Here is a 21,868-nt window from a genome sequence, read left to right on the forward strand (position 1 = left end):
CGTCCGGGCGTGCCTCACCCGCCCGGGCACCCAAGGACGACGCGCGCGCGTGGACCCGTGCCCGCAGACCGGCCGGCGGGCCGCTCAGGCCTCCAGCGCGTCCGCGTCCTCCTCGGCCTCCGCGTCCGGCACGAAGCCCGGCAGCCACTCCTGCAGCTCCTGCCGGAGCCGGACCGTGCAGCCCAGCTGGCACAGCACCCCGATGGTGCTGAGCGTCACCCGGTGTATCAGCAGGTAGGCGGGCGGCAGGTTGAGCCGCTTGCCCAGCTGGTAGGCGGGAGAGCGGGGGTCGGCGACGCGGGCCGCCTGGCCGCGCATCCAGCCCCGGGTGAAGGTGAACTCCTCCACGCGGGCCGGTTCGATGATCGGCAGCAGGTAGTCGAGGACGGCGTCGGGGTCCAGCTCGACGGACTCCTTGATGAAGCCCTCCGCGCAGAGCATCCGGTAGACGTCCTCGGCCCGCCCGTCCAGCGTCATCCGCAGGGAGACGCCGATCGGCGCCGGCAGTCCGCCGGGCAGCCGGTCGACGGTGCCGAAGTCCAGCACGCCCAGCCGCCAGTCGTCCTCGCCGCCCGGGCCGCCGGGCACCAGGCGGAAGTTGCCCGGATGGGGATCGGCGTGCAGCAGCCCGGTGCGGGCCGGGCCGGAGAACAGGAAGCGTGCGAGCAGCTGGCCGGCGCGGTCGCGCTGCTCCTGCGTGCCGTCCGCGATCACCTCCGACAGCGGGATGCCGTCGATCCACTCGGTGACCAGCACCTGCTCGCGCTGATGGACCACCGCGGGCACGACCACGTCCGGGTCGCCCGCGAACTCCTCGGCGTGCGCCTGCTGGGCCTCGGCCTCCAGGCCGTAGTCCAGTTCTTCGGAGACACGGTCGCGCAGCTCGGCGATCAGCGGCTTGACGTCCATGCCGGGGACCAGCGGTCCCAGCAGGCGGGCGAACCGGCTCAGCTGCCCGAGGTCGGAGAGCAGGGCATCCCCGGCACCGGGGTACTGCACCTTCACCGCCACCTCGCGGCCGTCGTGCCACACGGCCCGGTGCACCTGCCCGATCGAGGCCGCCGCCGAGGGCTTGTCGTCGAACTCCTCGAACAGCTCGTGCCAGTCGGGGCCGAGCCGCTCCTCCAGCACGGCGTGCACGGTGCGCGTCGGCATCGGCGGGGCGGCCTCCTGCAGCCTGGTCAGCGCGGCCCGGTAGGGGCCGGCGACCTCCTCGGGGAGCGCCGACTCGAAGACGGACAGGGCCTGCCCGAACTTCATCGCGCCGCCCTTCAGCTCGCCCAGGACCTTGAACAGCTGCTCGGCGGTGCGCTGCTGCAGCTCGCGGCCCACCAGCTCTGCGGACTCGCCGACGATCCGCTTGCCGAGTCCCCAGGTCGCTCTCCCGGCGAAGCCGATCGGAAGCGCGGCGAGCTTGGCGGTCCGGGTGACCGCCTTCCGCGGAAGATCAGACATGCGCCCTCCAAGTCCCAGCGAGCCGTGCCGCGTCCGCCGGCGGGCAGGACGCCGATGACGGCCGTTGCCCAGCCATTGTCGCGCGTGGCCCGTCCCGTACAGAGGTGTCGTCGGACACGGGTTCGCGCGCGGCCCCGCACGGACAGTGCGGATGCGGCGGCACCGGCCGTGCGTGCCAGTTCAGGCCCGGCGCGGACACCTCCCAGCGGGCGCCCCCGGAGGACGGCGTCGCGCCGTCCAGGAAGGCGAGCGCGTGGGCCGCTGCGAGCCCGGCGACGGTCGCCGCCAGTGCCAGGTCGCAGGCGCGGACGTGACGCGGTGCACGGGACCGCCACTGGGCGACCAGGCGGGGCCAGGCACTGTCCCGGTCGGTGCGTGACCGGTGCAGGCACCCGGCGCAGCCGGTCTGTCCGGGCAGGACGAGCGGTCCCACCACACCGACGGCCTCCACGACCCCGGCGTACAGGTGCGGTGTGCCCGCAGCCATCAGCTCGGCCGAGCCGGCCGGGTCGGGCGCGTGCACGGCGATGTCGTCCCGCGGGGCGAGGATCACCAGGGTGTGTCCCGGCTCGCCCGCCGCGGAGCCGGCGCGGCGGCCCGGGCGCGGTGGCCGGTCCGGGGCCGCCCCGCGCACCACCCGCCGCGCGGCGGCCTCCCTGCGCTCGCCGACCGCCCCGGCCGGCAGCCCGCCCGGTGCGACGTCCCACGGCTCGACGCATCCTTCGTCGCGCACGTCCACCTGGCCGATCCCGGCCCCGGACAGCAGCGCGGCCAGCATCGTCCCCACGCGTCCGGCGCCGCGCACCTGCACGCGCAGATCACGGCGGGCGGCCAGCCGGGCCGCGTCCTCGCCCGGCCGGCGCGCCACCAGGGACAGCGAGGCCAGGTCGGGGCGCAGCCGGTCCATGACGTCCTTCTTCTCCCGCAGCGCGGCCGCGGCCGGCCCTCCGCCGCGGGCGTCGTCCAGCAGCCCGGCATGGGCCAGGCGGGTCAGCAGACGGTCCACCTGCCCCTCCGGCATGCCCAGGCGCCGGCCCTCCTCCCGCAGCAGGTCGGGCCCGCGGGTGCCGTCGAGCAGGTCCAGGAAGCCGCCGGTCGCGCGGTCGACCGGCCCCAGGGTCAGCGCGTGCGCGGGCGTCACCCCGAACTGCACGGTGTCGAGATCGCGCCAGCCGCGCCGGAGCGCGGGTTTCAGCATCGGATGCATGTGTGGTCCCCCGTAACCCGATGGACGTCGCGGAACGCCGCACGAGGCGTCGGCGGAGGCCGTCGCCGCCCCGTCGGTGACAGCCAGCATGCCGGTTCCGCCCGGCCGGTGCGGAAAGTTGTCCACAGGCGGGGGATGACAGTCATATGTTCCGAGATGCCGGGCGCCCGATCCGCGTTGTGCAGGGCGTTCCCGTCGCATGGTGCCGGCGGCCGCGGTGCGCCCGCCTTGCGGCACCAACCACCCGCCGACCAGGCACGGAGCGATCCCGGGAGGAGAGCGGGACCGCGCACGGGGCGGGCAGGGAGGCGAGCCCGGCCGCTCACGGTGCGTGCCCGGACATCCACAGGCGGGGACGGCCGTTCAGCGCGCCGGGTACCGTCGAGGCGTGTCCGTCGAACCAACGAGCCGCGCCGGAGCACCGCAGCGCGGTACCAGCAGCCCGCCACCGAGCCGACCCGCGCACGAGGTCGAGGTGCGCCGAAGCGCCCGCCGCCGCAAGACGGTCTCCGCCTACCGCGAGGGCGACCGCACCATCGTGCTCGTCCCGGCCCGCATGTCCAAGGCGCAGGAGCAGCGCTGGGTTGAGGCCGTGCTCGACAAGCTGGCCGCCAAGGAGAGCCGGCGTGCCCGGGGCGGCGACGCCGAGCTGGCCGAGCGCGCCGAGCGGCTGTCGGCGCAGTACCTGGGCGGCCGGGCCCGGCCTGGCTCGGTCCGCTGGGTCACCAACCAGAACACGCGCTGGGGCTCGTGCACCCCGGCGGAGGGCAGCATCCGCCTCTCGCACCGGCTGCGGGGCATGCCCGACTACGTAGTCGACTACGTCCTGCTGCACGAGCTGGCCCATCTGCTCGTGCCCGGCCACGGTCCCGCGTTCTGGGAGCTGCTGGAGGCGTATCCGCGCACCGAGCGCGCCCGCGGCTATCTCGAAGGGGTGGCCGCCGCGCCGCACCTGCCCAACACATCGCACATACAAAGAGACTGATCACCCGTCACGGAAGTCGGCACGCGGCGTCCCGGGTCACGCCGGATTTCACCGGCGTGCGGGCGTTGTGTACCGGGTTCGCACCGGCTTGGCCCGTTGTCCTGCTGTGACGTTAGCCTGACGCGACGCAGTCGTATTCGGGATGGGGGACGGTCGTTACGCATGACCAGGGAATTCCAGCGCGGCCACAAGGCCCGGATCAGTGATCTGACGCGGGGCACGGATCTGTACGTCGGAGTGCAGATCGCCGGCCCCGGGCTCACCTTCGACATCAGCTGCTTCGGCCTGGACGCCGACGAACGGCTGTCGGACGACCGGTACTTCGTCTTCTACAACCAGCCGAAGTCCCCCGAGGAGGCCATCCAGCTGCTGGGCCCGCAGGCGGGCGACACCGAGTCCTTCCGGGTCACGCTGGACCGGATCCCGCCGCACATCCGGAAGCTGACCTTCACGGCGACCATCGACGGCGCCGGGCAGATGGCGCAGATCGGCCCTGGACACCTGCGGATCGCGGCGGGCGGTCAGGAGGTGGCCCGCTACTCCTTCACCGGCTCGGAGTTCACCACCGAACGGGCCGTGATGCTGGGCGACATCTACTACAAGGACGGCTGGCGGTTCGCCGCGGTCGGCCAGGGCTTCGACGGCGGGCTGGAGGCGCTGCTGAAGAACTTCGGCGGCGAGGTGCTGGAGGACGAGGACTCCGGCTCGCGGTCCGACGGCGTGCCCGGCTTCGCCCCGCCCGCCGAGGACGACGCGCCGCCGCCCTTCGCGGTGCCGTCCGGCCCGTCCACGCCCGCCGCGCCGCCCGCCCCCGCAGCCGCGGCGGGCCCGGCCCCGGCCACCCCGGCCCCCACGGGCGCGGCCCCGGCCGGCAGCTCTCAGAGCGCCGCGCCGCAGGAGACTCCGCCCGCGCCGCCGAGCCCGGCGTCCCGGGCGGCCCCGGGCCCGGCGCCGGCCGCGACACCCGCACCGGCGGCCCCCGCGCCCCCCGTGTACGCCGCGCCGACCGTCGCGGCACCCATGCCTCCGGCCGGCGACACCGCCACCCCGCCCCCGCCCTCGCCCGCACCGGCCCCGGCGGCGTACGACCCGCAGGCGCATGCGCAGCCGTCGTTCGGCGGGCCGCCCCACGCCCCGGCCCCCGCCCCGAGCGCACCACCGCCCCCCGGCTACGGGCAGCCCCCGGCACCCCAGGCGCCCACCCCGCCTCCCGGCTACGGGCAGCCCACGCCCCCGCCCGGCCATGGCCAGCAGCCGCCGTTCGGACAGGTCCCCGGCGCTCCGCGGACGGCCGTTCCCCAGGGCCTGCCGCAGGGGGATACGCAGGGCGTCCCGGACAGCCCCCCGCAGGGCGCCGGGGTGACCGCCGCGCTGCAGAAGTACAAGGAGACGCCCACCGGGCAGCGCTGGACCCTGCAGAACGGCACACTGGTCCGGGTCGACCTCGGCACCGACGGCCTGCCGGTGCTGGCGAAGCAGGGCAGCATGGTGCTCTACCAGGGCAAGGTCGACTTCTCCTACAAGGGTGCCGGCGTCATGGGCCGCATCGTGGGCAACGTCACCGGCCAGGAGATGCAGCTGATGCGCTGCACCGGCCAAGGCCAGGTCTTCCTCGCCGAGGACGCCACCCATCTGCACCCGGTCGAGCTGCAGGGCGACGCGATCTGCGTCTCCGCGGACAATGTGCTGGCCTTCGACGAGAGCCTGCACTACGAGGTGCGCCGCATCGAGGGGCACGGCATCCCCGGCGGTGCCCTGTTCACCCTCCAGTTCCAGGGCACCGGCACCGTGGTCGTCAAGACGCACGGCACGCCCGTCGTACTGCCCGTGACCCCGACGACGTTCGTGGACTCCAACGCCGTCGTCGCCTGGTCGGCGGCCGCCCAGGTCATCGTGTCCAGCCAGGTGCACACGCGCCGCAACGCCTACCCGGGCCACACCGGAGAAGGCGTCAACCTGCAGTTCCGGGCGGCGCCCGGGAACTTCGTCGTCGTCCAGCCCTACGAGGTCTGATGGAGCCCGTCATGAACCAGCCGCTCGCGGGCTGCGCCCCCGCACCCGTCACGGCCCGCATGGAGAACCACGGCAGCCACATGGTGAAGGTGGCCCTGCAGACCGGCAACGACCTGTTCGCGCGCGTCGGCTCCATGGTCGCCTACGAGGGCTTCATCCAGTACGAGCCCAACCCCCCGGCCGTCCGCCAGATCGCCCGCGACTGGATGACCGGCGAGGGCGCCCCCCTGATGAAGTGCTCCGGCGACGGCCTGCTCTACCTCGCCGACTACGGCGCGGACGTCGTCGTCATCGACCTCGGCGGCGACGGCATCTCGGTCAACGCCACCAACCTCCTCGCCTTCGACGCCCACCTGCAGTGGGGCGTGGAGAGGGTGAAGGGGCTGGCCAAGTTCGCCGGGCAGGGCCTGTGGAACACGACGATCTCCGGCCACGGCTGGGTCGCCCTCACCTCCCGCGGCACACCGATCGTGGTCGACTGCGGCAGTGGCGAGGACGAGACGTACGTCGATCCGGACGCGCTCGTCGCCTGGTCGCCCGGCCTGAAGGTCAAGGGCAGGCGCAGCTTCAAGGCGCAGTCCCTGATCGGCCGGGGCAGCGGCGAGGCCTTCCAGCTGGCCTTCTCCGGCCAGGGCATCGTCGTCGTGCAGCCCAGCGAGGACAGCGCCGACCGGCTCCGGTTCCGGGGCTGAGGGGGAAGGACAGCATGCAGAGCCCGCTTTTCGCCCACAACGACGTCCAGAGCCAGGACCGCTGGTGCCTGCAGAACCAGCAGATGCTCCGCATCACCCTGCAGGGCCACGACGACGTCCTCGCCCGCAAGGGCACCATGGTCGCCTACCAGGGCCTCATCGAGTTCGACGCCGAGTACCAGAGCACCGGCCAGGCCTATGCGCGGGCCCGCACCGGGGAGGGCCTGGACCTGATGCGCTGCCACGGGCAGGGCACCGTCTACCTCGCCAACCTCGCCCAGTACGTCCATGTCATGGACGTGGAGCAGGAGGGCCTGACGGTCGACAGCGCCTATGTGCTCGCGCTGGACTCCTCGCTGCACCACGAGGTCGTCGCGGTCGACAGCATGTACGGCATCTCCGGTTCCGGGAAGTACCAGCTGAACATCACCGGGCGCGGCAAGGTCGCCCTGATGACCTCGGGCGCCCCGCTGCTGATGCGGGTCACCCCGGACCGGTACATCAGCTGCGACGCGGACGCGATCGTCGCCTGGTCCAGCGGGCTCCGGGTGCAGATGCAGGCGCAGACCCACTCCGCCGGGGTGTGGCGGCGCCGCGGCAACACCGGCGAGGGCTGGGAGCTGAACTTCATGGGCAGCGGCTTCGTCCTCGTCCAGCCCAGCGAGCTGCTGCCGCCGCAGAACGCCGTGATCGGCCACGGCCTGGCCGCGCAGTACGGACTGGGTGCGCAGGGGGCGCGGGGGCAGAACCAGGGCAACGTCTGGAGCTGACCCGGGCGACGTCCGGGGCCGGCCGGCAGATGAGGGCGGCCGCACGAGCGGCCGCCCTCACCCGGCCGGACGTCCTCCGTCAGCGGGCGCCCGCCGCACGGAGCCTGGCGCGGGTGGCCTCCACCAGCCGCACGACCGACTTGTCGGCCACGTCCGGCACCTGCGCGCAGGGGAACCAGCGCAGCTCCAGGGACTCGTCGCTGATGACCTCCACCGCCCCGGGCGGGGCGACGGCCGCGTACTGCACGTCCAGGTGCCAGGCGCACGGCGTGTGGTGCCGGTCCAGCCGCACCGGGCCGCCCGGCAGCAGGGACAGGCCGGCGATGCCCGACTCCTCGGTGGCCTCGCGCAGCGCGGCGCCCGCCAGCGTGGTGTCCCGCGGCTCGCAGTGGCCGCCCATCTGCAGCCACTGGCGCAGCTTGCGGTGCAGGGTCAGCAGCACCCGGCCGCCGTCCGGGTCGATGACCAGGGCGCTGGCGGTGATGTGCCCGTCGGTGCAGGCCCGCCACATGCCGTCCGGGTGCGCGGCCAGGTGGTCCAGGTAGGCCCGGCGCAGCTCGGGCTGGTCCCCGTACTCCTGAAGGACGAGGACCGCGTCGTCGTGGAGGCTCATTTCGCGCTGTCGCCCTCGCCCTCGCCGCCGTCTTCCCGCGTGCCGCGCTCGTCGTGCTTGCGCAGGTCCGGCTTGGGGGCGGAGCCGCCGCCGGCCGCCTCGCCGAGCATCTTGTCCAGCTCGGAGAAGTCCAGCTGCTCGCGGTGGACGAAACCGTCCGGGTCGTCCATGTCCGCGGCCGTCGGCAGCATGTCCGGGTGCGCCCACAGCGCGTCGCGGCCGTCGACACCGCGGGCGTCGGTGAGGGAGGCCCACAGCCGGGAGGCGTCGCGCAGGCGGCGCGGCCGCAACTCCAGGCCGATCAGCGTGGCGAAGGTCTGCTCGGCCGGACCGCCGGAGGCGCGGCGCCGGCGCAGCGTCTCCCGCAGGGCGTCCGCGGACGCCAGGCGCGGCTTGGCCGCGGCGTGCACCACCGCGTCCACCCAGCCCTCGACGAGTGCCAGAGCGGTCTCCAGACGGGCCAGCGCCGCCTTCTGCTCCGGGGTGTCCTGCGGCTGGAACATGCCCTGCTGCAGCGCGTCCTGCAGCTGCTCGGGGTTCTGCGGGTCGAACTGGCCGACCACGTCCTCCAGCTTGGCGGTGTCCACCTTGATCCCGCGGGCGTACCCCTCGACCGCGCCGAACAGGTGCGAGCGCAGCCACGGCACATGCGCGAACAGCCGCTGGTGGGCGGCCTCCCGCAGGGCGAGGTACAGCCGCACCTCCTCCGGCGGCACGCCCAGGTCCTTGCCGAACGCCGCGATGTTCACCGGCAGCAGCGCGGCCTTGCCGGCCGGGCCGAGCGGCAGCCCGATGTCCGTGGAGCCGACGACCTCGCCGGCCAGCACGCCGACGGCCTGGCCGATCTGCGTGCCGAACATGGCGCCGCCCATGGAGCGCATCATGCCGATCAGCGGTCCGGCCATGGCTCGCATCTCCTCGGGCAGCACCTCGCCCATGGCGGTGCCGACCCGCTCGGCGACCGGGTCCACCAGCTCCTGCCAGGCCGGCAGCGTCGCCTCGACCCACTCCGCCCGGGACCAGGCCACCGCGGTGGCGGACCCGGAGGGCAGGGAGGTCACGTCGTCCAGCCACAGGTCGGCCAGGCGGACGGCGTCCTGGACGGCGTTGCGCTCGGCGGAGCCGACGCTGGCGTCCTTGGTGCCGTCCGGGGTGCCCTGGGAGACCGTCTGGCGGGCGATCTGCTTGGCCATGTCCCAGTTCACCGGGCCGCCCTCGTAGGAGAGCATCTGGCCGAGCTGCTGGAAGGCTGCTCCCAGATCGGTGGGGCTGATCGACCCGAACATGGCCGCGAACGGATTGTCGGCGCCGGACCCGCCAAGGCCTCCGGCTCCGGGCAGCCCGAAACCGAACGGGTTGGCCGGTCCCTGCCCACCACCGCTCTGCTGGTCCTTCTTCTTGCCCTCGTCGCCGTTCTCCGGCTCCTCCGGCGGAAGGCCGAATCCGAATGGGGTGTCACTCACGGGATTCCTCGGCTGGTAAGGCCACCGGTTCTCTCCGGCGGCGCGGCTGCCCGACAACACCACCCAGCGTAGACACCCCGGCCGGTCGGGGCCTGGGTGCTTCGCCGACACAGCGCCTGCGGCAGGATGGATGCCACCTGGTACGTACGCGTCGTTCGCGCCCGTATGGAAGACAACCGCTGGAGACGCCCGGTGAGTTCCCCAGATCCGCAGGTTCGCGCAGCGCGAAACCATGAAAGCACCTCCGCCGTGCGCGGGCCCGTCGTCGCGGTCACCGGAGCCGCGAGCGGCGTCGGCGCGCTGCTCACCGAGCGGCTGGCCGCGAGCGAGGAGATCGGGCAGGTCGTCGCCATCGACGAGCGGCGCGGACAGTGCGCGGCGGCGAGCTGGCACGTCCTGGACGTGCGGAACCCCGCGATCGCCGACAAGCTGCGCGGCTGCGACGTCGTCGTCCACCTGGCGATCGACCTGAACCTGGAGACCGACCCGGCCGCGCGCAGCGCGTACAACGTCCGGGGGACCCAGACCGTGCTGACCGCCGCGGCCGCGGCCGGGGTGCGCCGGGTGGTGCTGTGCACCTCCGCGATGGTCTACGGCGCGCTGCCCGACAACGAGCTGCCGCTGGCGGAGGACGCCGAGCTGCGGGCCACCGCCGAGGCCACCGGGGTGGGCGACCTGCTGGAGATCGAACGGCTGGCCAGGCGGGCGCCGCGGGCACACCCCGGCCTGAACGTCACCGTGGTGCGTCCCGCCGTGCTGGTCGGGGGCACGGACACGGCGCTGACCAGGTACTTCGAGTCCCCGCGGCTGCTGGTCGTGGCCGGCTCGCGGCCCGCCTGGCAGTTCTGCCATGTCGAGGACCTGTGCAGCGCGCTGGAGTACGCCGTGCTGGAGAAGGTCGAGGGCGAGCTGGCCGTCGGCTGCGACGGCTGGCTGGAGCAGGAGGAGGTGGAGGCGCTCAGCGGGATCCGCCGGATGGAGCTGCCGTCGGCGGTCGCGCTGGGTGCGGCGGCCCGCCTGCACCGCATCGGCCTCACCCCGTCCCCGGCCGGCGACCTGGCCTACACGATGTACCCGTGGGTGGTCAGCGGCAGCCGGCTGCACGACGCGGGCTGGCGGCCGAAGTGGACCAACGAGGAGGTGCTGGCCCAGCTGCTGGAGGAGGTCGCCGGGCGGCACACGGTGGCCGGACGGCGGCTGGGACGCAAGGACGCGACGGCGGCCGGGGCGGCCGGGGCGACGGTGGCGCTGCTGGGCGCCGCGGCCGTGGTGCGGCGGGCCCGCAAGGCACGCCGGCGCGTCTGACCGGAGCGACGCGCCGGGGCACCGGGGCGCACACGGCGCAGGATGCGGCGCGACCGGCCGTTCCGCGCTCCGGGGAGGGTGGGGCAGGATGGGGGCATGCCACCCACCGACGATCACCCCGGCGAGCAGGCTTCCGGCGATCCCGTCAAGCTGATCGCCGTCCGGGACACGGCGCTGTCGCTGGACGAGGTCTTCCGGGCCGTCGGGGACGACGCCGCCGGCGGCACCGCGCTCTTCGTGGGCACCGTGCGCAACCACGACGGCGGCGCCGGCGTCGACGCCCTCGGCTACTCCTGCCATCCCACCGCCGAGGACGAGATGCGGCGGGTCGCCGAGAAGGTGGCCGCCGCGTACCCGGTGCGGGCGCTCGCCGCCGTCCACCGGGTGGGGGACCTGCGGGTCGGGGACCTGGCCGTCGTCGTGGCGGTGTCCTGCCCGCACCGCGCGGAGGCCTTCGCGGCCTGCCGGCAGCTGATCGACGACATCAAGCACCAGGTGCCCATCTGGAAACACCAGCGGTTCTCCGACGGCACGGAGGAATGGGTGGGCGCCTGCTGAGGGCGGCCCGTCCTCGCCCGGCCGCGCCCTTCTCACCCGCCCGGCCGAACCCCGCCGTCCGCGCCCGCACCGGGCCGTCCGGCCCGGTGCGTGCCGCACCGCGCACCGCCTCGCCGGGGGCCCGGCGCGCCCGTTACCCCGGTATCCGGTTGCGTAACCGCCCCCCTGACGTGACCGTTGTCACGAAGACGGTTAATCTGCTGATCACTCGGTTGCAGTCGCTCGAACGGGGCTGGGAGGACGGCATGGCGGTGCTCGCCTGGTTGCTGATTCCGTTGCTGACTGCGATAGGCGCCGGACTGTGGGGCGTGTGGGCCAACCGCACCCGCACCGTGCGCGGCGACGGCCCCGAACTCGACGGATACGCGCGCTTCCGCGAGGCCATGGAGCGCTCCACGTCCCGCACGTGAGGCCGGGCGAGGACGGGCGGCCCAGGCAGTGGGCCCACAGAACGGTCCCGTACTGTCGAGGCATGCCACGCCGCACCGCGACGATGCTCGCCTCGACCCTGATGCTGATCGCGCTCCTGTGCGCAGGGGTGTTCCTTCCCGTGCCGTACGCGGAGATGTCCCCGGGGCCGACGGTCAACACGCTGGGCGAACACGACGGCGAACCGGTCCTGCAGATCTCCGGGCACCGGACCTACCCGACCGACGGCCACCTGAACATGACCACGGTCCGGGTCACCAGCGCCGACTACAAGATGAACCTGGTCGAGGCGATCTACGGCTGGCTGGCGCACGGCGACAAGGTCGTCCCGCACGACACGCTCTACCCCGACGGCCAGACCGAGGAGCAGTCCAACCAGGAGAACGCCGAGGAGTTCAGCCAGTCCCAGGAGAGCGCCAAGGTCGCGGCCCTGAAGGAACTCGGCGTCCCGGTGAAGACCTGGGTGATCGTCTCCAGCGTGGTCAAGGGCAGCCCCGCCCAGGGGGTGCTGCACGCCGGTGACGTGATCAAGGCCGTGGACGGCACCGAGGTCACGCAGCCCTCCGACGTCGCGAAGCTCGTCACCCGGCACAAGCCCGGCCAGGACGTCGTCTTCACCATCGTGCCCGCCAAGGACCAGGCCGCCGCCGAGAAGCAGCACCGCACGGCGACCGCCACCAAGGACGTCACCCTCACCACCGCCCGGTCCCACGACGCCGGGGCCGAGCGTGCCGTCGTCGGGATCTCCGCCGGGACCGACCACACCTTCCCGTTCGACATCGACATCGAGCTCGCCGACGTCGGCGGGCCCAGCGCCGGCCTGATGTTCGCGCTCGGCATCTACGACAAGCTCACCCCGGGCAGCCTGACCGGCGGGACGTTCGTGGCCGGCACCGGGACGATCGACGACGACGGAAAGGTCGGCCCGATCGGCGGCGTGGAGATGAAGACGCTCGGCGCGCGCAGCCGGGGCGCCCAGTACTTCCTGACCCCCGCCGACAACTGCGCTGCCGCCGCCGAGGACGCCCCCGACGGGCTCACCCTCGTCAAGGTCCGCACGATGAAGGACGCCCTCGACGCCCTGAAGGACATCCGCACGGGGAACACCCGCGCCCTGCCGGCGTGCACGCGGTAGCCGCCCCGTCGGACGGAGCCCGGCGCCCCCCGTCCCGGCCGCGCCCCGCCGGCCGGCGCCGCCCCGGGCCCGCGGCGGGCCCGCTCAGTCCTCGAAGGTCGCCGCCAGCGCCTCGGCCAGGTTCGGCACCAGGCCGGAGCCGGTGAGGACCTCGGTCGCAGAGTCCTTCTCCCGCAGCCGCAGGGCCGACTCCCGGGCGCCGTCCCGCAGCACGGCCACCGTCATCCGCACCTCCTGGCGCTCGGGATGGTCCGCCACCCACCGGGTCAGCTCGGCCTCGTCGAGGTCCTGCGGGACCTCGGCCTCCGCGGACGGCGGGAGCATCAGGCGCTCCACGGTCAGTGCGCAGCCGGTCACCGCGTCGGGCCAGGCGATGGTGGCGAGGAACTCGTCGAGCGGCCGGCCGGCCGGGATCTCCTCCTGTTCGATCGGGGTGAGACCGGAGGTGTGCTGCTCGTCGTCCAGGCCGAGCCGGTCGGCGAGAGCGGGCTCCTGGGCCCGCAGCTGTGCGGTGTCTACGAGGGCGAAGAGGCGAGCGGGCTGGTCCCACCCGAGGGTGGAGGCGTACTCGTCGATCTCGAGCACGGCCCGGGTGAGGGGGCTCGCTGCCATGGGAGTGTTGGACATGGTCACAATCCTGCCTCGTTCCCGGGCGAAGACGGGAACCGCGTAAGCCGTGAGTAAGTTGCATAGGTGTGGACCCGGCACGCCCGGGTCCGCCGCACGGTCCGCGGGCCCGAGGGCTTGAGGCGGCCCCGAGCGCTATGACACGGAACCACTCGGCGTATCGACAGCGAACTATCGAGGTGCACCCTTGGCTTTCCAGATGCCGGACCGCGGGTCGGGCCCGTCCGGGCCGCGGATGAGAGTCGGCCGCCCGTCCCGGCAAGCCCGGGCCCTGCTGATGACGCTGGGCGCGCTGGCCGTGCTCGGCATGGTGTTCACCATGTTCGCCGGCTTCTGGACGGACTGGCTGTGGTACCGGTCGGTCCACTACTCGTCGGTGTTCACCACCACGCTCTGGACCAAGGTCGGGCTGTTCTTCGTCTTCGGCCTGCTCATGGCGCTGGCCGTCGGCTTCAACATCTGGCTCGCCCACCGGCTGCGGCCCCCGCTGAGCGCGATGTCCGCCGAGCAGCAGAACCTCGACCGCTACCGGATGGGCGTCGCGCCGTACAAGAGGTGGCTGCTGTGCGGGATCACCGCCCTGGTGGGCCTGATCGCGGGCGCCTCCGCGGCCGGCCAGTGGCGGACGTGGCTGACCTGGGTCAACGCCGTCCCGTTCCACAAGAAGGACCCGCAGTTCCACCTCGACGTCTCCTTCTACGCCTTCGACCTTCCCTGGTACCGGTTCCTGCTGGGCTTCGGCTTCGCCGCGACGGTCCTGTCCCTGATCGCCGCCGTGCTCACCCACTACCTGTACGGCGGGCTGCGCCTCACCTCGCCCGGCACCCGCGCCACCGCCGCGGCGACCGGGCATCTGTCGGTGCTGCTCGGCGTGTTCGTCTCCCTCAAGGCCGTCGCCTACTGGCTCGACCGGTACGGACTGGCGGTCAAGTCCAGCGACTTCAAGGCCACCGACAAGTGGACCGGTCTGCGGTACGTCGACGCCAACGCCTACCTGCCGGCGAAGACCATCCTGTTCTGCATCGCGGTCATCTGCGCACTGCTGTTCTTCGCCACCCTGTGGCGGCGCACCTGGCAGCTGCCGGTCATCGGCTTCGGCCTGATGGTGCTCTCCGCGATCCTCATCGGCGGCCTGTACCCGGCGATCGTGCAGAAGTTCCAGGTCCAGCCCAACGAGCAGGCCAAGGAAGCCCCGTACGTCGCCAGGAACATCAAGGCCACGCGTGAGGCGTACGGCATCGACGACGCCAAGGTGACGGACTACGCCGGCACCAGCACCACCAAGGACAGGGCGACGCTGCGCGACGACGTCGCCGAGACCGCCAGCATCCGCATCCTCGACCCGAACATCGTCTCGCCGACGTTCCAGCAGCTGCAGCAGGTGCGGAACTACTACGCGTTCCCCGACACCCTGGACGTCGACCGCTACCGCGACAAGAACGGCAAGGTCCAGGACACGGTCGTCGGTCTGCGGGAGCTGAACCTGGCCGGCATCCCGAAGAAGAACTGGATCAACAACCACTTCCGGTACACCCACGGCTTCGGCGTCGTCGCGGCCGAGGGCACCGCGGCCGAGAACGGCGAGCCGGTGTTCACCGAGTCCGACCTGCCCCCCACCGGCGACCTCGGCACGTACCAGCAGCGGGTCTACTACGGCGAGAAGACCACCACCTATTCGATCGTCGGCGGCCCTCAGAAGGAGATCGACTACTCCGACAACGAGGGCGAGAAGACGACGAGTTACCAGGGCAAGAGCGGGGTCAGCCTGTCCAGCCCGCTCAACCGGGCCGCCTACGCGGTGGCGTTCGGCGAGCCGCAGATCCTCTACTCCGGGGCGATCGGCGACGGCTCGCGGATCCTGTACAACCGCACCCCCAAGGAGCGGGTCGAGGCGGTGGCGCCCTGGCTCACCATCGACGGGGACGCCTACCCGGCCGTGGTCGACCACCGCATCCAGTGGATCGTCGACGCCTACACCACCACCGACGGCTACCCGTACGCCTCCCGGACGACCCTCGGGGACACCACGGCCGACTCGCTGACCGCGGCCAACGACTCCCGCTCGGTGGTGGCCCAGCAGAGCCAGGTCAACTACATCCGCAACTCGGTGAAGGCGACCGTGGACGCCTACACCGGCGAGGTCAGGCTGTACCAGTGGGACACCGAGGACCCGGTGCTGAAGACCTGGATGAAGGCCTTCCCCGGCACGGTGCTGCCCAAGTCGGCGATCTCGCAGGAGCTTATGTCCCATCTGCGGTACCCGCAGGACCTGTTCAAGGTCCAGCGTGAGCTGCTCACCCGCTACCACGTGCAGGACGCGCAGACCTTCCTCAGCGGCAGCGAGGTGTGGCAGGTGCCGGACGACCCGACGAACAAGTCGGGCAGCGCGGTGCCGCCGTACTACTTGACCATGAAGATGCCCGACCAGAAGGCGCAGGCGTTCTCGCTGACGACGACCTTCACGCCGAACGGCCGGGACAACCTCAGCGCCTTCATGGCGGTCGACTCGGAGGCGGGCACCCCCGGCTACGGGCAGATCCGCATACTGAAGCTGCGCACCAGCACCACGGCGGACGGGCCCAAACAGGTCCAGAGCCAGTTCAACTCCAACTCCCAGGCGAACATCACCGACTTCATCCGGCAGGTCAGGAACGGCGACTCGGAGATCGAGTACGGCAACCTGCTGACCATCCCGCTCGACGGCGGCCTGCTCTACGTGGAGCCGGTCTACGTCCGCGGCGGTCAGCTCAAGTACCCGCTGATGCGCAAGGTCCTGGTGACCTACGGCGGCGCCACCGCCTTCGAGAACAGCCTCGACGAGGCACTGGACAAGGTGTTCGGGGCCTCCGGCTCCACCCCGCCGCCCGACACCGGCACCACCACACCGCCCGACACGGCCACCGGATCGGGTGATCCTGAGGTCCGGCAGGCACTGAAGGACGCTCAGAAGGCGTTCGACGACGGACAGGCCGCACTGCGGAAGTCGCCGATCGACTGGGAGGCGTACGGCAAGGCGCAGAAGGACCTGCAGAGCGCGCTGCAGCGGGCCCAACAGGCGCAATCCCGCGCGCAGCAGCAGGGCAGCAGCGGCGCCGGCGGCGAGAAGAGCGGCGGCTGACCGCCGCGGGCCGCACCGAGGCCCGGGTTCCGACGGGACCCGGGCCTTCGCCGTGTGCGCACGGTGACGTGCGAACGGATGTGCCGTCCCTGCCCACCGTCGCGCCGCCGTGGCGAGTTGCCCGGCCTGTGTTTGACTTATCTCTCTGTGGGCATGTCGACAAAACGCTGTAGTGATCTCACTGGCTGCGGTATACCAGGTGTACCCGGGTTGCAGGTGGTGCGACGATGGACGTTATGGGGGACAAGGTAACTCTGGGCACGACAGGGCGATTTGCGCACGCCACCGGTCCCGGGCACGACGACGGGGCCGCCGCGGCCACGGCCACCACGACGTCCACGGCACTGGACGACACCGCCGGCGCCACTCCGGACGAGACCGGCGCCGCCGCCGAGGAGGTCGCCGAACTGGCGCGTCGCCGTCTGGCGGCCGAGGCCGGCGACGTGGAGGCGATGAGCGTCCTCGGCGCGATGCTGCTGCGCCGCGGCGACCTGGACGGAGCCGAACCCCATCTGCGCGCCGCCACCGCGGGCGGTGACCGGGCCGCCGCCAACAACCTGGGTGTCCTGCTCCACCAGCGCGGCTACCCCGACGAGGCGGCCGGCTGGTGGCGGATCGCCGCCGTCGCCGGGTCGGCCGCGGCGGCCCACGCGCTCGGCCGGTACCACCGCGAGCGCGGCGACGAACCCGCCGCCGAGTACTGGCTGCGCCAGTCCGCCGAACAGGGCCACGTCCTCGGCGCCTACGCCCTCGCCGACCTGCTGGAGCACCGCGGGGACGCCGGTGCCGAGCGCTGGATGCGCGTCGCCGCCGAGCGCGGGCACCGTGAGGCGGCGTACCGGCTGGCGCGCGCCCTGGACCAGCGCGCGCCGCGCGAGCCCGCCCCGGACGGTGCCCGGCTGCAGGCCGAGGCCGAGCAGTGGTACCGCCAGGCGGCCGCACGCGGCCACCGGCGGGCCGCGCTGTACCTGGGCGCGATCCTGGAGAAGCGCGGCGAGGTGCGCGAGGCCGGCCGCTGGTACCTGACCGCCGCCAAGGACGGCGAGGCCCGCGCCGCCTGCGCGCTGGGCTTCCTGCTCCGCGACGCCGGGGACACCGAGGCCGCGGCCGTGTGGTGGCTGCGGGCCGCCCAGGACGGCGACGGCAACGCGGCGAACGCCCTGGGCGCGCTGCACGCCGAGCGGGGCGAGACGCAGACCGCCGAGCGCTGGTACCGCAAGGCGCTGAACGCCGGCGACGTCAACGGCGCCTACAACCTGGGCCTGCTCTGCGCCGAGCAGGGGCGGAACGCCCAGGCCGAGCAGTGGTACCGGCGTGCCGCCTATGCCGGGCACCGGGAGGCGGCCAACGCGCTGGCGGTGCTGCTGCTGCAGGGCGGGGACACCGGCGGCGCCGAACCGTGGTTCTCCAAAGCCGCGGAGGGCGGCAGCGTGGACGCCGCGTTCAACCTGGGCATTCTCTACTCCGGGCAGGGCCGGGACGAAGAGGCCCTGCGCTGGTACGAGCGGGCCGCCTCCGCCGGGCACACCGAGGCGGCCCTGCAGGCGGGCATCGCCCGGCTGCGGGCGGGCGACGAGCACGCGGCCGAGCGGTACCTGCGGTGCGCGGCCGGCGGCGGCAGCGCGGAGGGCGCCTACCGGCTGGCCACCCTGCTCGACGCCCGGCGGCCGCCGGCCCCGGCGCACGAGCTGGGCGCGCCGGTACTGGAGAAGACCGAGTGCGAGGAGTGGTACGAGCGGGCCGCCGGTCAGGGGCACCGGCGGGCGCAGGTGCGGGTGGGCATGCTGGCCGCCGCGCGCGGCGACGTGGTCGAGGCGGCCCGCTGGTACCGGGCCGCGGCGGAGGCCGGCTCCCGCAACGGCGCGTTCAACCTGGGGCTGCTGCTGGCCCGCGAGGGCAGCGAGCCGGAGGCGGTGATGTGGTGGAAGCGGGCCGCCAACGCCGGCCACGGGCGGGCGGCGCTGCGGCTCGCCCTGGTCTACGCGCGCCGCGGTGAGCTGGCCGAGGGCCAGTGGTGGGCGGACCGGGCCTCGGAGCTGGGGCCCTCGGAGGTCGCCCAGCGGGCGGCGCGGCTGAGGGACGCGCTGCGGGAGGAGCTGTCGGCATGACCCCCGGCCGGGGGTGATTTGCTTCCCGGCCCGTCCTTCACGTAATGTTCTGTTCGTCGACGCGGGGTGGAGCAGCTCGGTAGCTCGCTGGGCTCATAACCCAGAGGTCGCAGGTTCAAATCCTGTCCCCGCTACTGAAGCCGAGGGCCGGAATCCGATCAGGGTTCCGGCCCTCGGTGTTGTCCGCGTCTCGAAGCTCCGAGCGACCTCCGTCGCGCGGCCCGGTGGCGCCGGTCGGCGTGCGGGCACCACGCAGCCCCGGCGCTGTGTCGCGGGGCCGGGGCTGTCAGGCGTGGTGCGGCGCCGGGGCGGTCAGGCGGCGGCGCAGTCCGGGCAGAGCCCGCGGTAGGTGACCTCGACGTCGGAGACCGTGAAGCCGAAGCGCTCCGAGTCGGGCAGGTCGGCCAGCGGGTTGCCGTTGGGATGAACGTCGCGGATCGCGCCGCACCGGGCGCACACCAGGTGGTGGTGGGGCCGGTGGGCGTTCGGGTCGTACCGCTTGGCGCGCTTGTCGGTGGTGACCTCGAGAACCTCGCCGAGGGAGACCAGCTCGCCCAGCGTGTTGTAGACGGTGGCGCGGGAGATCTCGGGCAGCTTGGCGACCGCCCGTGCATGGACCTCGTCGGCCGTGAGGTGGACGTGCTCGCCGTCCAGCACCTCGGCCACGACGCGCCGCTGCGCGGTCATCCGCCATCCGCGTCCGCGCAGCCGTTCCAGAAGGTCGCTCATGGCACCAGCCTAGCAGCAGGAGAATAGATCCCGAACCAGTGTGACTTTGGAGATTCACTTGACTTAGACATTGTCCATTGTAGGATCGAGCGCGGCTTTGGCCTCATACCAGGATCGGACAGCATTGCCGCAGGAGGCGACGTGACGCAGGGACCGCTCACTACGGAGGCCGGTGCACCGGTGGCCGACAACCAGAACAGCGAGACCGCTGGCGCCGGCGGCCCGGTTCTGGTCCAGGACCAGCTGCTGCTGGAGAAGCTCGCCCACTTCAACCGGGAGCGCATCCCGGAGCGCGTGGTGCACGCCCGGGGCGCCGGCGCCTACGGCACCTTCACCGTGACCGCCGACGTCACCCCGTACACCCGGGCGAAGTTCCTCTCCGAGGTCGGCAAGCAGACCGAGGTCTTCCTCCGCTTCTCCACCGTGGCCGGCAACCTCGGTGCCGCGGACGCCGTCCGCGACCCGCGCGGTTTCGCGGTGAAGTTCTACACCGAGGAGGGCAACTACGACCTCGTCGGCAACAACACCCCGGTGTTCTTCATCCGGGACGCGATCAAGTTCCCCGACTTCATCCACACCCAGAAGCGCGACCCCTACACGGGCAGCCAGGAGCCGGACAACGTCTGGGACTTCTGGAGCCTGTCGCCGGAGTCCACGCACCAGGTGACCTGGCTGTTCGGCGACCGCGGCATCCCCGCGTCCTACCGCCACATGGACGGCTTCGGCTCGCACACCTTCCAGTGGAACAACGAGGCCGGCGAGGTCTTCTGGGTCAAGTACCACTTCAAGACCGACCAGGGCATCAAGTGCCTCACCCAGGAGGAGGCCAACAAGCTCGCCGGTGAGGACCCCGACTCCCACCAGCGGGACCTGCGCGAGGCGATCGAGCGCGGCGACTACCCGACCTGGACCGTCTACGTCCAGATCATGCCCGCGGCCGAGGCGGCCGGCTACCGCTTCAACCCGTTCGACGTGACCAAGGTGTGGCCGCACGCCGACTACCCGCTGGTCGAGATCGGCAAGCTGGAGCTGAACCGCAACCCGGAGAACATCTTCGCCGAGGTCGAGCAGTCGATCTTCTCCCCGGCGCACTTCGTGCCCGGCATCGGCCCGTCCCCGGACAAGATGCTCCAGGGCCGCCTGTTCGCCTACGGCGACGCCCACCGCTACCGCGTCGGCATCAACGCCGACCAGCTGCCGGTGAACCGCCCGCACGCCGTGGAGGCCCGCACCTACAGCCGGGACGGCTTCCTCTACGACGGCCGCCACAAGGGCGCGAAGAACTACGAGCCGAACAGCTTCGGCGGCCCGGCCCAGACCGGCCGGCCGCTGTGGCAGCCGCTCCCGGTCTCCGGCGTCACCGGTGACCAGCCGGCCCCGCTGCACGCCGAGGACGACGACTTCGTCCAGGCCGGCAACCTCTACCGGCTGATGTCCGAGGAGGAGAAGGAGCGCCTGATCGGCAACCTGGCGGGCTCGATCTCGCAGGTCTCCCGCGAGGAGATCGTCGAGCGCGCGATCAACAACTTCCGTCGAGCGGATGCCGACTTCGGCAAGCGGCTTGAGACCGCGGTCCAGGCCCTGCGCGGCTGACGCCGGCACCGCACCGCTTGTCGCGGCCGACGGGCCGGGCTCCCTTCGGGGACCCGGCCCCTCGTCGTGCCGCCCGGCTCACCGGCGCCGGTCGAGGTACTCCAGCAGCTCGTCGTGCAGCAGCCCGTTGGAGGCGGCGGCATTGCCGCTGTGCGGTCCGGGACGGCCGTCCAGACCGGTGAAGGTGCCGCCCGCCTCGGTCACCACGATCGCGTTGGCCGCCATGTCCCACAGCGACAGCTCCGGCTCGGCGCACAGATCGACCGAACCCTCGGCGACCATCATGTACGGCCAGAAGTCGCCGTAGGCCCGGGTGCGCCACACCTGGCGGGTCAGGTCCAGGAAGCCGTCCAGGCGCCCCTGCTCCTCCCAGCCGCTGAGCGAGGAGTACGCGAAGGAGGCGTCCTCCAGCTTGGCCACGCGCGAGACCCGCAGCCGGGAGGCCTGGGACAGGCTGCGCCCGGTGAACGCCCCGTGGCCCTTCGCCGCCCACCAGCGGCGGCCCAGCGCGGGCGCCGAAACCACGCCCACGACCGGCTGGTAGCCGCCCTCGCCCGCCACCATCAGCGAGATCAGCGTGGCCCACACCGGCACCCCGCGCACATAGTTCTTGGTGCCGTCGATCGGGTCGATCACCCAGCGGCGCGGGCCGCTGCCCTCGACGCCGTATTCCTCGCCCAGGATCGCGTCACGCGGGCGGGCGCGCTGCAGCTGGCCGCGGATCAGCTCCTCCGCCGCCTTGTCCGCCTCGCTCACCGGCGTCATGTCCGGTTTGGTCTCCACCCTGAGGTCGAGGGCCTTGAAGCGGTCCATCGTTGCGGCGTCGGCCGCGTCCGCGAGCACGTGGGCCAGGCGCAGGTCGTCGAGGTAGTCCGGCATGCAGTGAACGGTAACCGCCCCGGGACGCCCCGGGCCACAGGGGGCCGGGTGCGTCGGCGGCGAGCACCCGGAGCGCGCAGTCCCCGCACGCGCTGCACCACCCGGAGTGCGCAGTCCGGCCGTGCGCCGTGCCGCCCGGAGCACGCGGTTCCTGCGTGCGCCGTGCCGCCCCGGGCCCGTGCTTCTCAA

18 protein-coding genes and 1 tRNA gene are annotated in these 21,868 nt (G+C 72.9%); 12 read left to right on the forward strand and 7 right to left on the reverse strand.

Going from position 1 to position 21,868, the window contains the following annotated elements:
• Positions 1-84: 84 nt before the first annotated feature.
• The gene (locus IE286_RS05805) at positions 85-1,455 is read right to left on the reverse strand and encodes an ABC1 kinase family protein (protein WP_189795526.1); all 1,371 of its coding nucleotides are present in this window, start codon (positions 1,453-1,455) and stop codon (positions 85-87) included.
• Positions 1,448-2,662 carry a TOMM precursor leader peptide-binding protein gene (locus tag IE286_RS05810; protein WP_189795527.1) on the reverse strand — a complete coding sequence of 405 codons (1,215 nt, stop codon included), beginning with the start codon at positions 2,660-2,662 and terminating at the stop codon, positions 1,448-1,450. Before IE286_RS05810 ends, IE286_RS05805 begins: the two co-directional genes overlap by 8 nt.
• 388 nt (positions 2,663-3,050) lie before the next feature.
• On the opposite strand from IE286_RS05810, the gene IE286_RS05815 reads away from it, so the two are divergent.
• The 4 genes from IE286_RS05815 (at position 3,051) to IE286_RS05830 (ending at position 7,122) form a co-directional block, all read left to right on the forward strand.
• Positions 3,051-3,647 carry a M48 metallopeptidase family protein gene (locus tag IE286_RS05815; RefSeq protein WP_189795528.1) on the forward strand — a complete coding sequence of 199 codons (597 nt, stop codon included), beginning with the start codon at positions 3,051-3,053 and terminating at the stop codon, positions 3,645-3,647.
• A gap of 162 nt (positions 3,648-3,809) precedes the next feature.
• Complete coding sequence (locus tag IE286_RS05820; protein WP_189795529.1) at positions 3,810-5,660, forward strand: TerD family protein; 1,851 nt, start codon at positions 3,810-3,812, stop codon at positions 5,658-5,660.
• A gap of 11 nt (positions 5,661-5,671) precedes the next feature.
• A complete protein-coding gene (locus IE286_RS05825; RefSeq protein ID WP_189795530.1) occupies positions 5,672-6,352 on the forward strand; it encodes an AIM24 family protein in 681 nt (226 codons plus the stop codon).
• A 14-nt stretch (positions 6,353-6,366) separates the two neighbouring features.
• Positions 6,367-7,122: an AIM24 family protein gene (locus IE286_RS05830; protein ID WP_189795531.1), complete on the forward strand. Its 756-nt coding sequence runs from the start codon at positions 6,367-6,369 to the stop codon at positions 7,120-7,122.
• Between the two features lie 79 nt (positions 7,123-7,201).
• On the opposite strand, the gene IE286_RS05835 is transcribed toward IE286_RS05830, so the two are convergent.
• Complete coding sequence (locus tag IE286_RS05835) at positions 7,202-7,735, reverse strand: NUDIX hydrolase (protein WP_189795532.1); 534 nt, start codon at positions 7,733-7,735, stop codon at positions 7,202-7,204.
• Positions 7,732-9,198, reverse strand: coding sequence for a zinc-dependent metalloprotease (locus IE286_RS05840; protein ID WP_189795533.1), 1,467 nt, complete (start codon positions 9,196-9,198; stop codon positions 7,732-7,734). Before IE286_RS05840 ends, IE286_RS05835 begins: the two co-directional genes overlap by 4 nt.
• A gap of 192 nt (positions 9,199-9,390) precedes the next feature.
• Between IE286_RS05840 and IE286_RS05845 the strand changes: the two genes are divergently transcribed.
• From IE286_RS05845 to IE286_RS05860, 4 genes are all read left to right on the forward strand, one after another.
• On the forward strand, positions 9,391-10,503 hold the full coding sequence (locus IE286_RS05845; RefSeq protein ID WP_189795534.1) for an SDR family oxidoreductase: 1,113 nt from the start codon (positions 9,391-9,393) through the stop codon (positions 10,501-10,503).
• 96 nt (positions 10,504-10,599) lie between these two features.
• Positions 10,600-11,061, forward strand: a complete 462-nt coding sequence (locus IE286_RS05850) for a molybdenum cofactor biosynthesis protein MoaE (RefSeq protein WP_189795535.1) — start codon at positions 10,600-10,602, stop codon at positions 11,059-11,061.
• Between the two features lie 170 nt (positions 11,062-11,231).
• Positions 11,232-11,471, forward strand: a complete 240-nt coding sequence (locus IE286_RS05855) for a hypothetical protein (protein WP_189795716.1) — start codon at positions 11,232-11,234, stop codon at positions 11,469-11,471.
• Between the two features lie 62 nt (positions 11,472-11,533).
• Positions 11,534-12,625 (forward strand): YlbL family protein, encoded by a 1,092-nt coding sequence (locus IE286_RS05860; RefSeq protein ID WP_189795536.1) that lies wholly within the window; start codon positions 11,534-11,536, stop codon positions 12,623-12,625.
• Between the two features lie 84 nt (positions 12,626-12,709).
• Here IE286_RS05860 and IE286_RS05865 read toward each other — a convergent pair whose 3' ends face one another.
• A complete protein-coding gene (locus IE286_RS05865; protein ID WP_189795537.1) occupies positions 12,710-13,252 on the reverse strand; it encodes a PPA1309 family protein in 543 nt (180 codons plus the stop codon).
• Positions 13,253-13,451: 199 nt separating this feature from the next.
• On the opposite strand from IE286_RS05865, the gene IE286_RS05870 reads away from it, so the two are divergent.
• From IE286_RS05870 to IE286_RS05880, 3 genes are all read left to right on the forward strand, one after another.
• Complete coding sequence (locus IE286_RS05870; protein ID WP_189795697.1) at positions 13,452-16,370, forward strand: UPF0182 family membrane protein; 2,919 nt, start codon at positions 13,452-13,454, stop codon at positions 16,368-16,370.
• A gap of 227 nt (positions 16,371-16,597) precedes the next feature.
• Complete coding sequence (locus tag IE286_RS05875; RefSeq protein ID WP_189795538.1) at positions 16,598-18,478, forward strand: tetratricopeptide repeat protein; 1,881 nt, start codon at positions 16,598-16,600, stop codon at positions 18,476-18,478.
• 60 nt (positions 18,479-18,538) lie between these two features.
• Positions 18,539-18,612 (forward strand) — tRNA-Met (locus IE286_RS05880).
• A gap of 178 nt (positions 18,613-18,790) precedes the next feature.
• Here IE286_RS05880 and IE286_RS05885 read toward each other — a convergent pair.
• Positions 18,791-19,207 (reverse strand): Fur family transcriptional regulator, encoded by a 417-nt coding sequence (locus tag IE286_RS05885; RefSeq protein ID WP_189795539.1) that lies wholly within the window; start codon positions 19,205-19,207, stop codon positions 18,791-18,793.
• 141 nt (positions 19,208-19,348) lie between these two features.
• Here IE286_RS05885 and IE286_RS05890 point away from each other — a divergent pair, with 141 nt between their 5' ends.
• Entirely contained in the window at positions 19,349-20,800 is a 1,452-nt protein-coding gene (locus IE286_RS05890) for a catalase (protein ID WP_189795540.1), read from the forward strand.
• A gap of 78 nt (positions 20,801-20,878) precedes the next feature.
• Here IE286_RS05890 and hisN read toward each other — a convergent pair whose 3' ends face one another.
• The gene (gene hisN, locus IE286_RS05895) at positions 20,879-21,679 is read right to left on the reverse strand and encodes a histidinol-phosphatase (protein WP_189795541.1); all 801 of its coding nucleotides are present in this window, start codon (positions 21,677-21,679) and stop codon (positions 20,879-20,881) included.
• Between the last annotated feature and the right edge of the window lie 189 nt (positions 21,680-21,868).

The organism is Streptomyces thermodiastaticus (assembly GCF_014656135.1).
Taxonomy (GTDB): domain Bacteria; phylum Actinomycetota; class Actinomycetes; order Streptomycetales; family Streptomycetaceae; genus Streptomyces; species Streptomyces thermodiastaticus.

Coding starts and splice junctions, on each gene's coding strand:
- IE286_RS05885 (WP_189795539.1), bottom strand. CDS start 19,207: ATGAGCGACCTTCTGGAACGGCTGCGCGGACGCGGATGGCGGATGACC.
- IE286_RS05810 (WP_189795527.1), bottom strand. CDS start 2,662: ATGCATCCGATGCTGAAACCCGCGCTCCGGCGCGGCTGGCGCGATCTC.
- IE286_RS05860 (WP_189795536.1), top strand. CDS start 11,534: ATGCCACGCCGCACCGCGACGATGCTCGCCTCGACCCTGATGCTGATC.
- IE286_RS05830 (WP_189795531.1), top strand. CDS start 6,367: ATGCAGAGCCCGCTTTTCGCCCACAACGACGTCCAGAGCCAGGACCGC.
- IE286_RS05825 (WP_189795530.1), top strand. CDS start 5,672: ATGAACCAGCCGCTCGCGGGCTGCGCCCCCGCACCCGTCACGGCCCGC.
- IE286_RS05865 (WP_189795537.1), bottom strand. CDS start 13,252: ATGTCCAACACTCCCATGGCAGCGAGCCCCCTCACCCGGGCCGTGCTC.
- IE286_RS05835 (WP_189795532.1), bottom strand. CDS start 7,735: ATGAGCCTCCACGACGACGCGGTCCTCGTCCTTCAGGAGTACGGGGAC.
- IE286_RS05875 (WP_189795538.1), top strand. CDS start 16,598: ATGGACGTTATGGGGGACAAGGTAACTCTGGGCACGACAGGGCGATTT.
- IE286_RS05820 (WP_189795529.1), top strand. CDS start 3,810: ATGACCAGGGAATTCCAGCGCGGCCACAAGGCCCGGATCAGTGATCTG.
- IE286_RS05850 (WP_189795535.1), top strand. CDS start 10,600: ATGCCACCCACCGACGATCACCCCGGCGAGCAGGCTTCCGGCGATCCC.
- IE286_RS05870 (WP_189795697.1), top strand. CDS start 13,452: ATGCCGGACCGCGGGTCGGGCCCGTCCGGGCCGCGGATGAGAGTCGGC.
- IE286_RS05805 (WP_189795526.1), bottom strand. CDS start 1,455: ATGTCTGATCTTCCGCGGAAGGCGGTCACCCGGACCGCCAAGCTCGCC.
- hisN (WP_189795541.1), bottom strand. CDS start 21,679: ATGCCGGACTACCTCGACGACCTGCGCCTGGCCCACGTGCTCGCGGAC.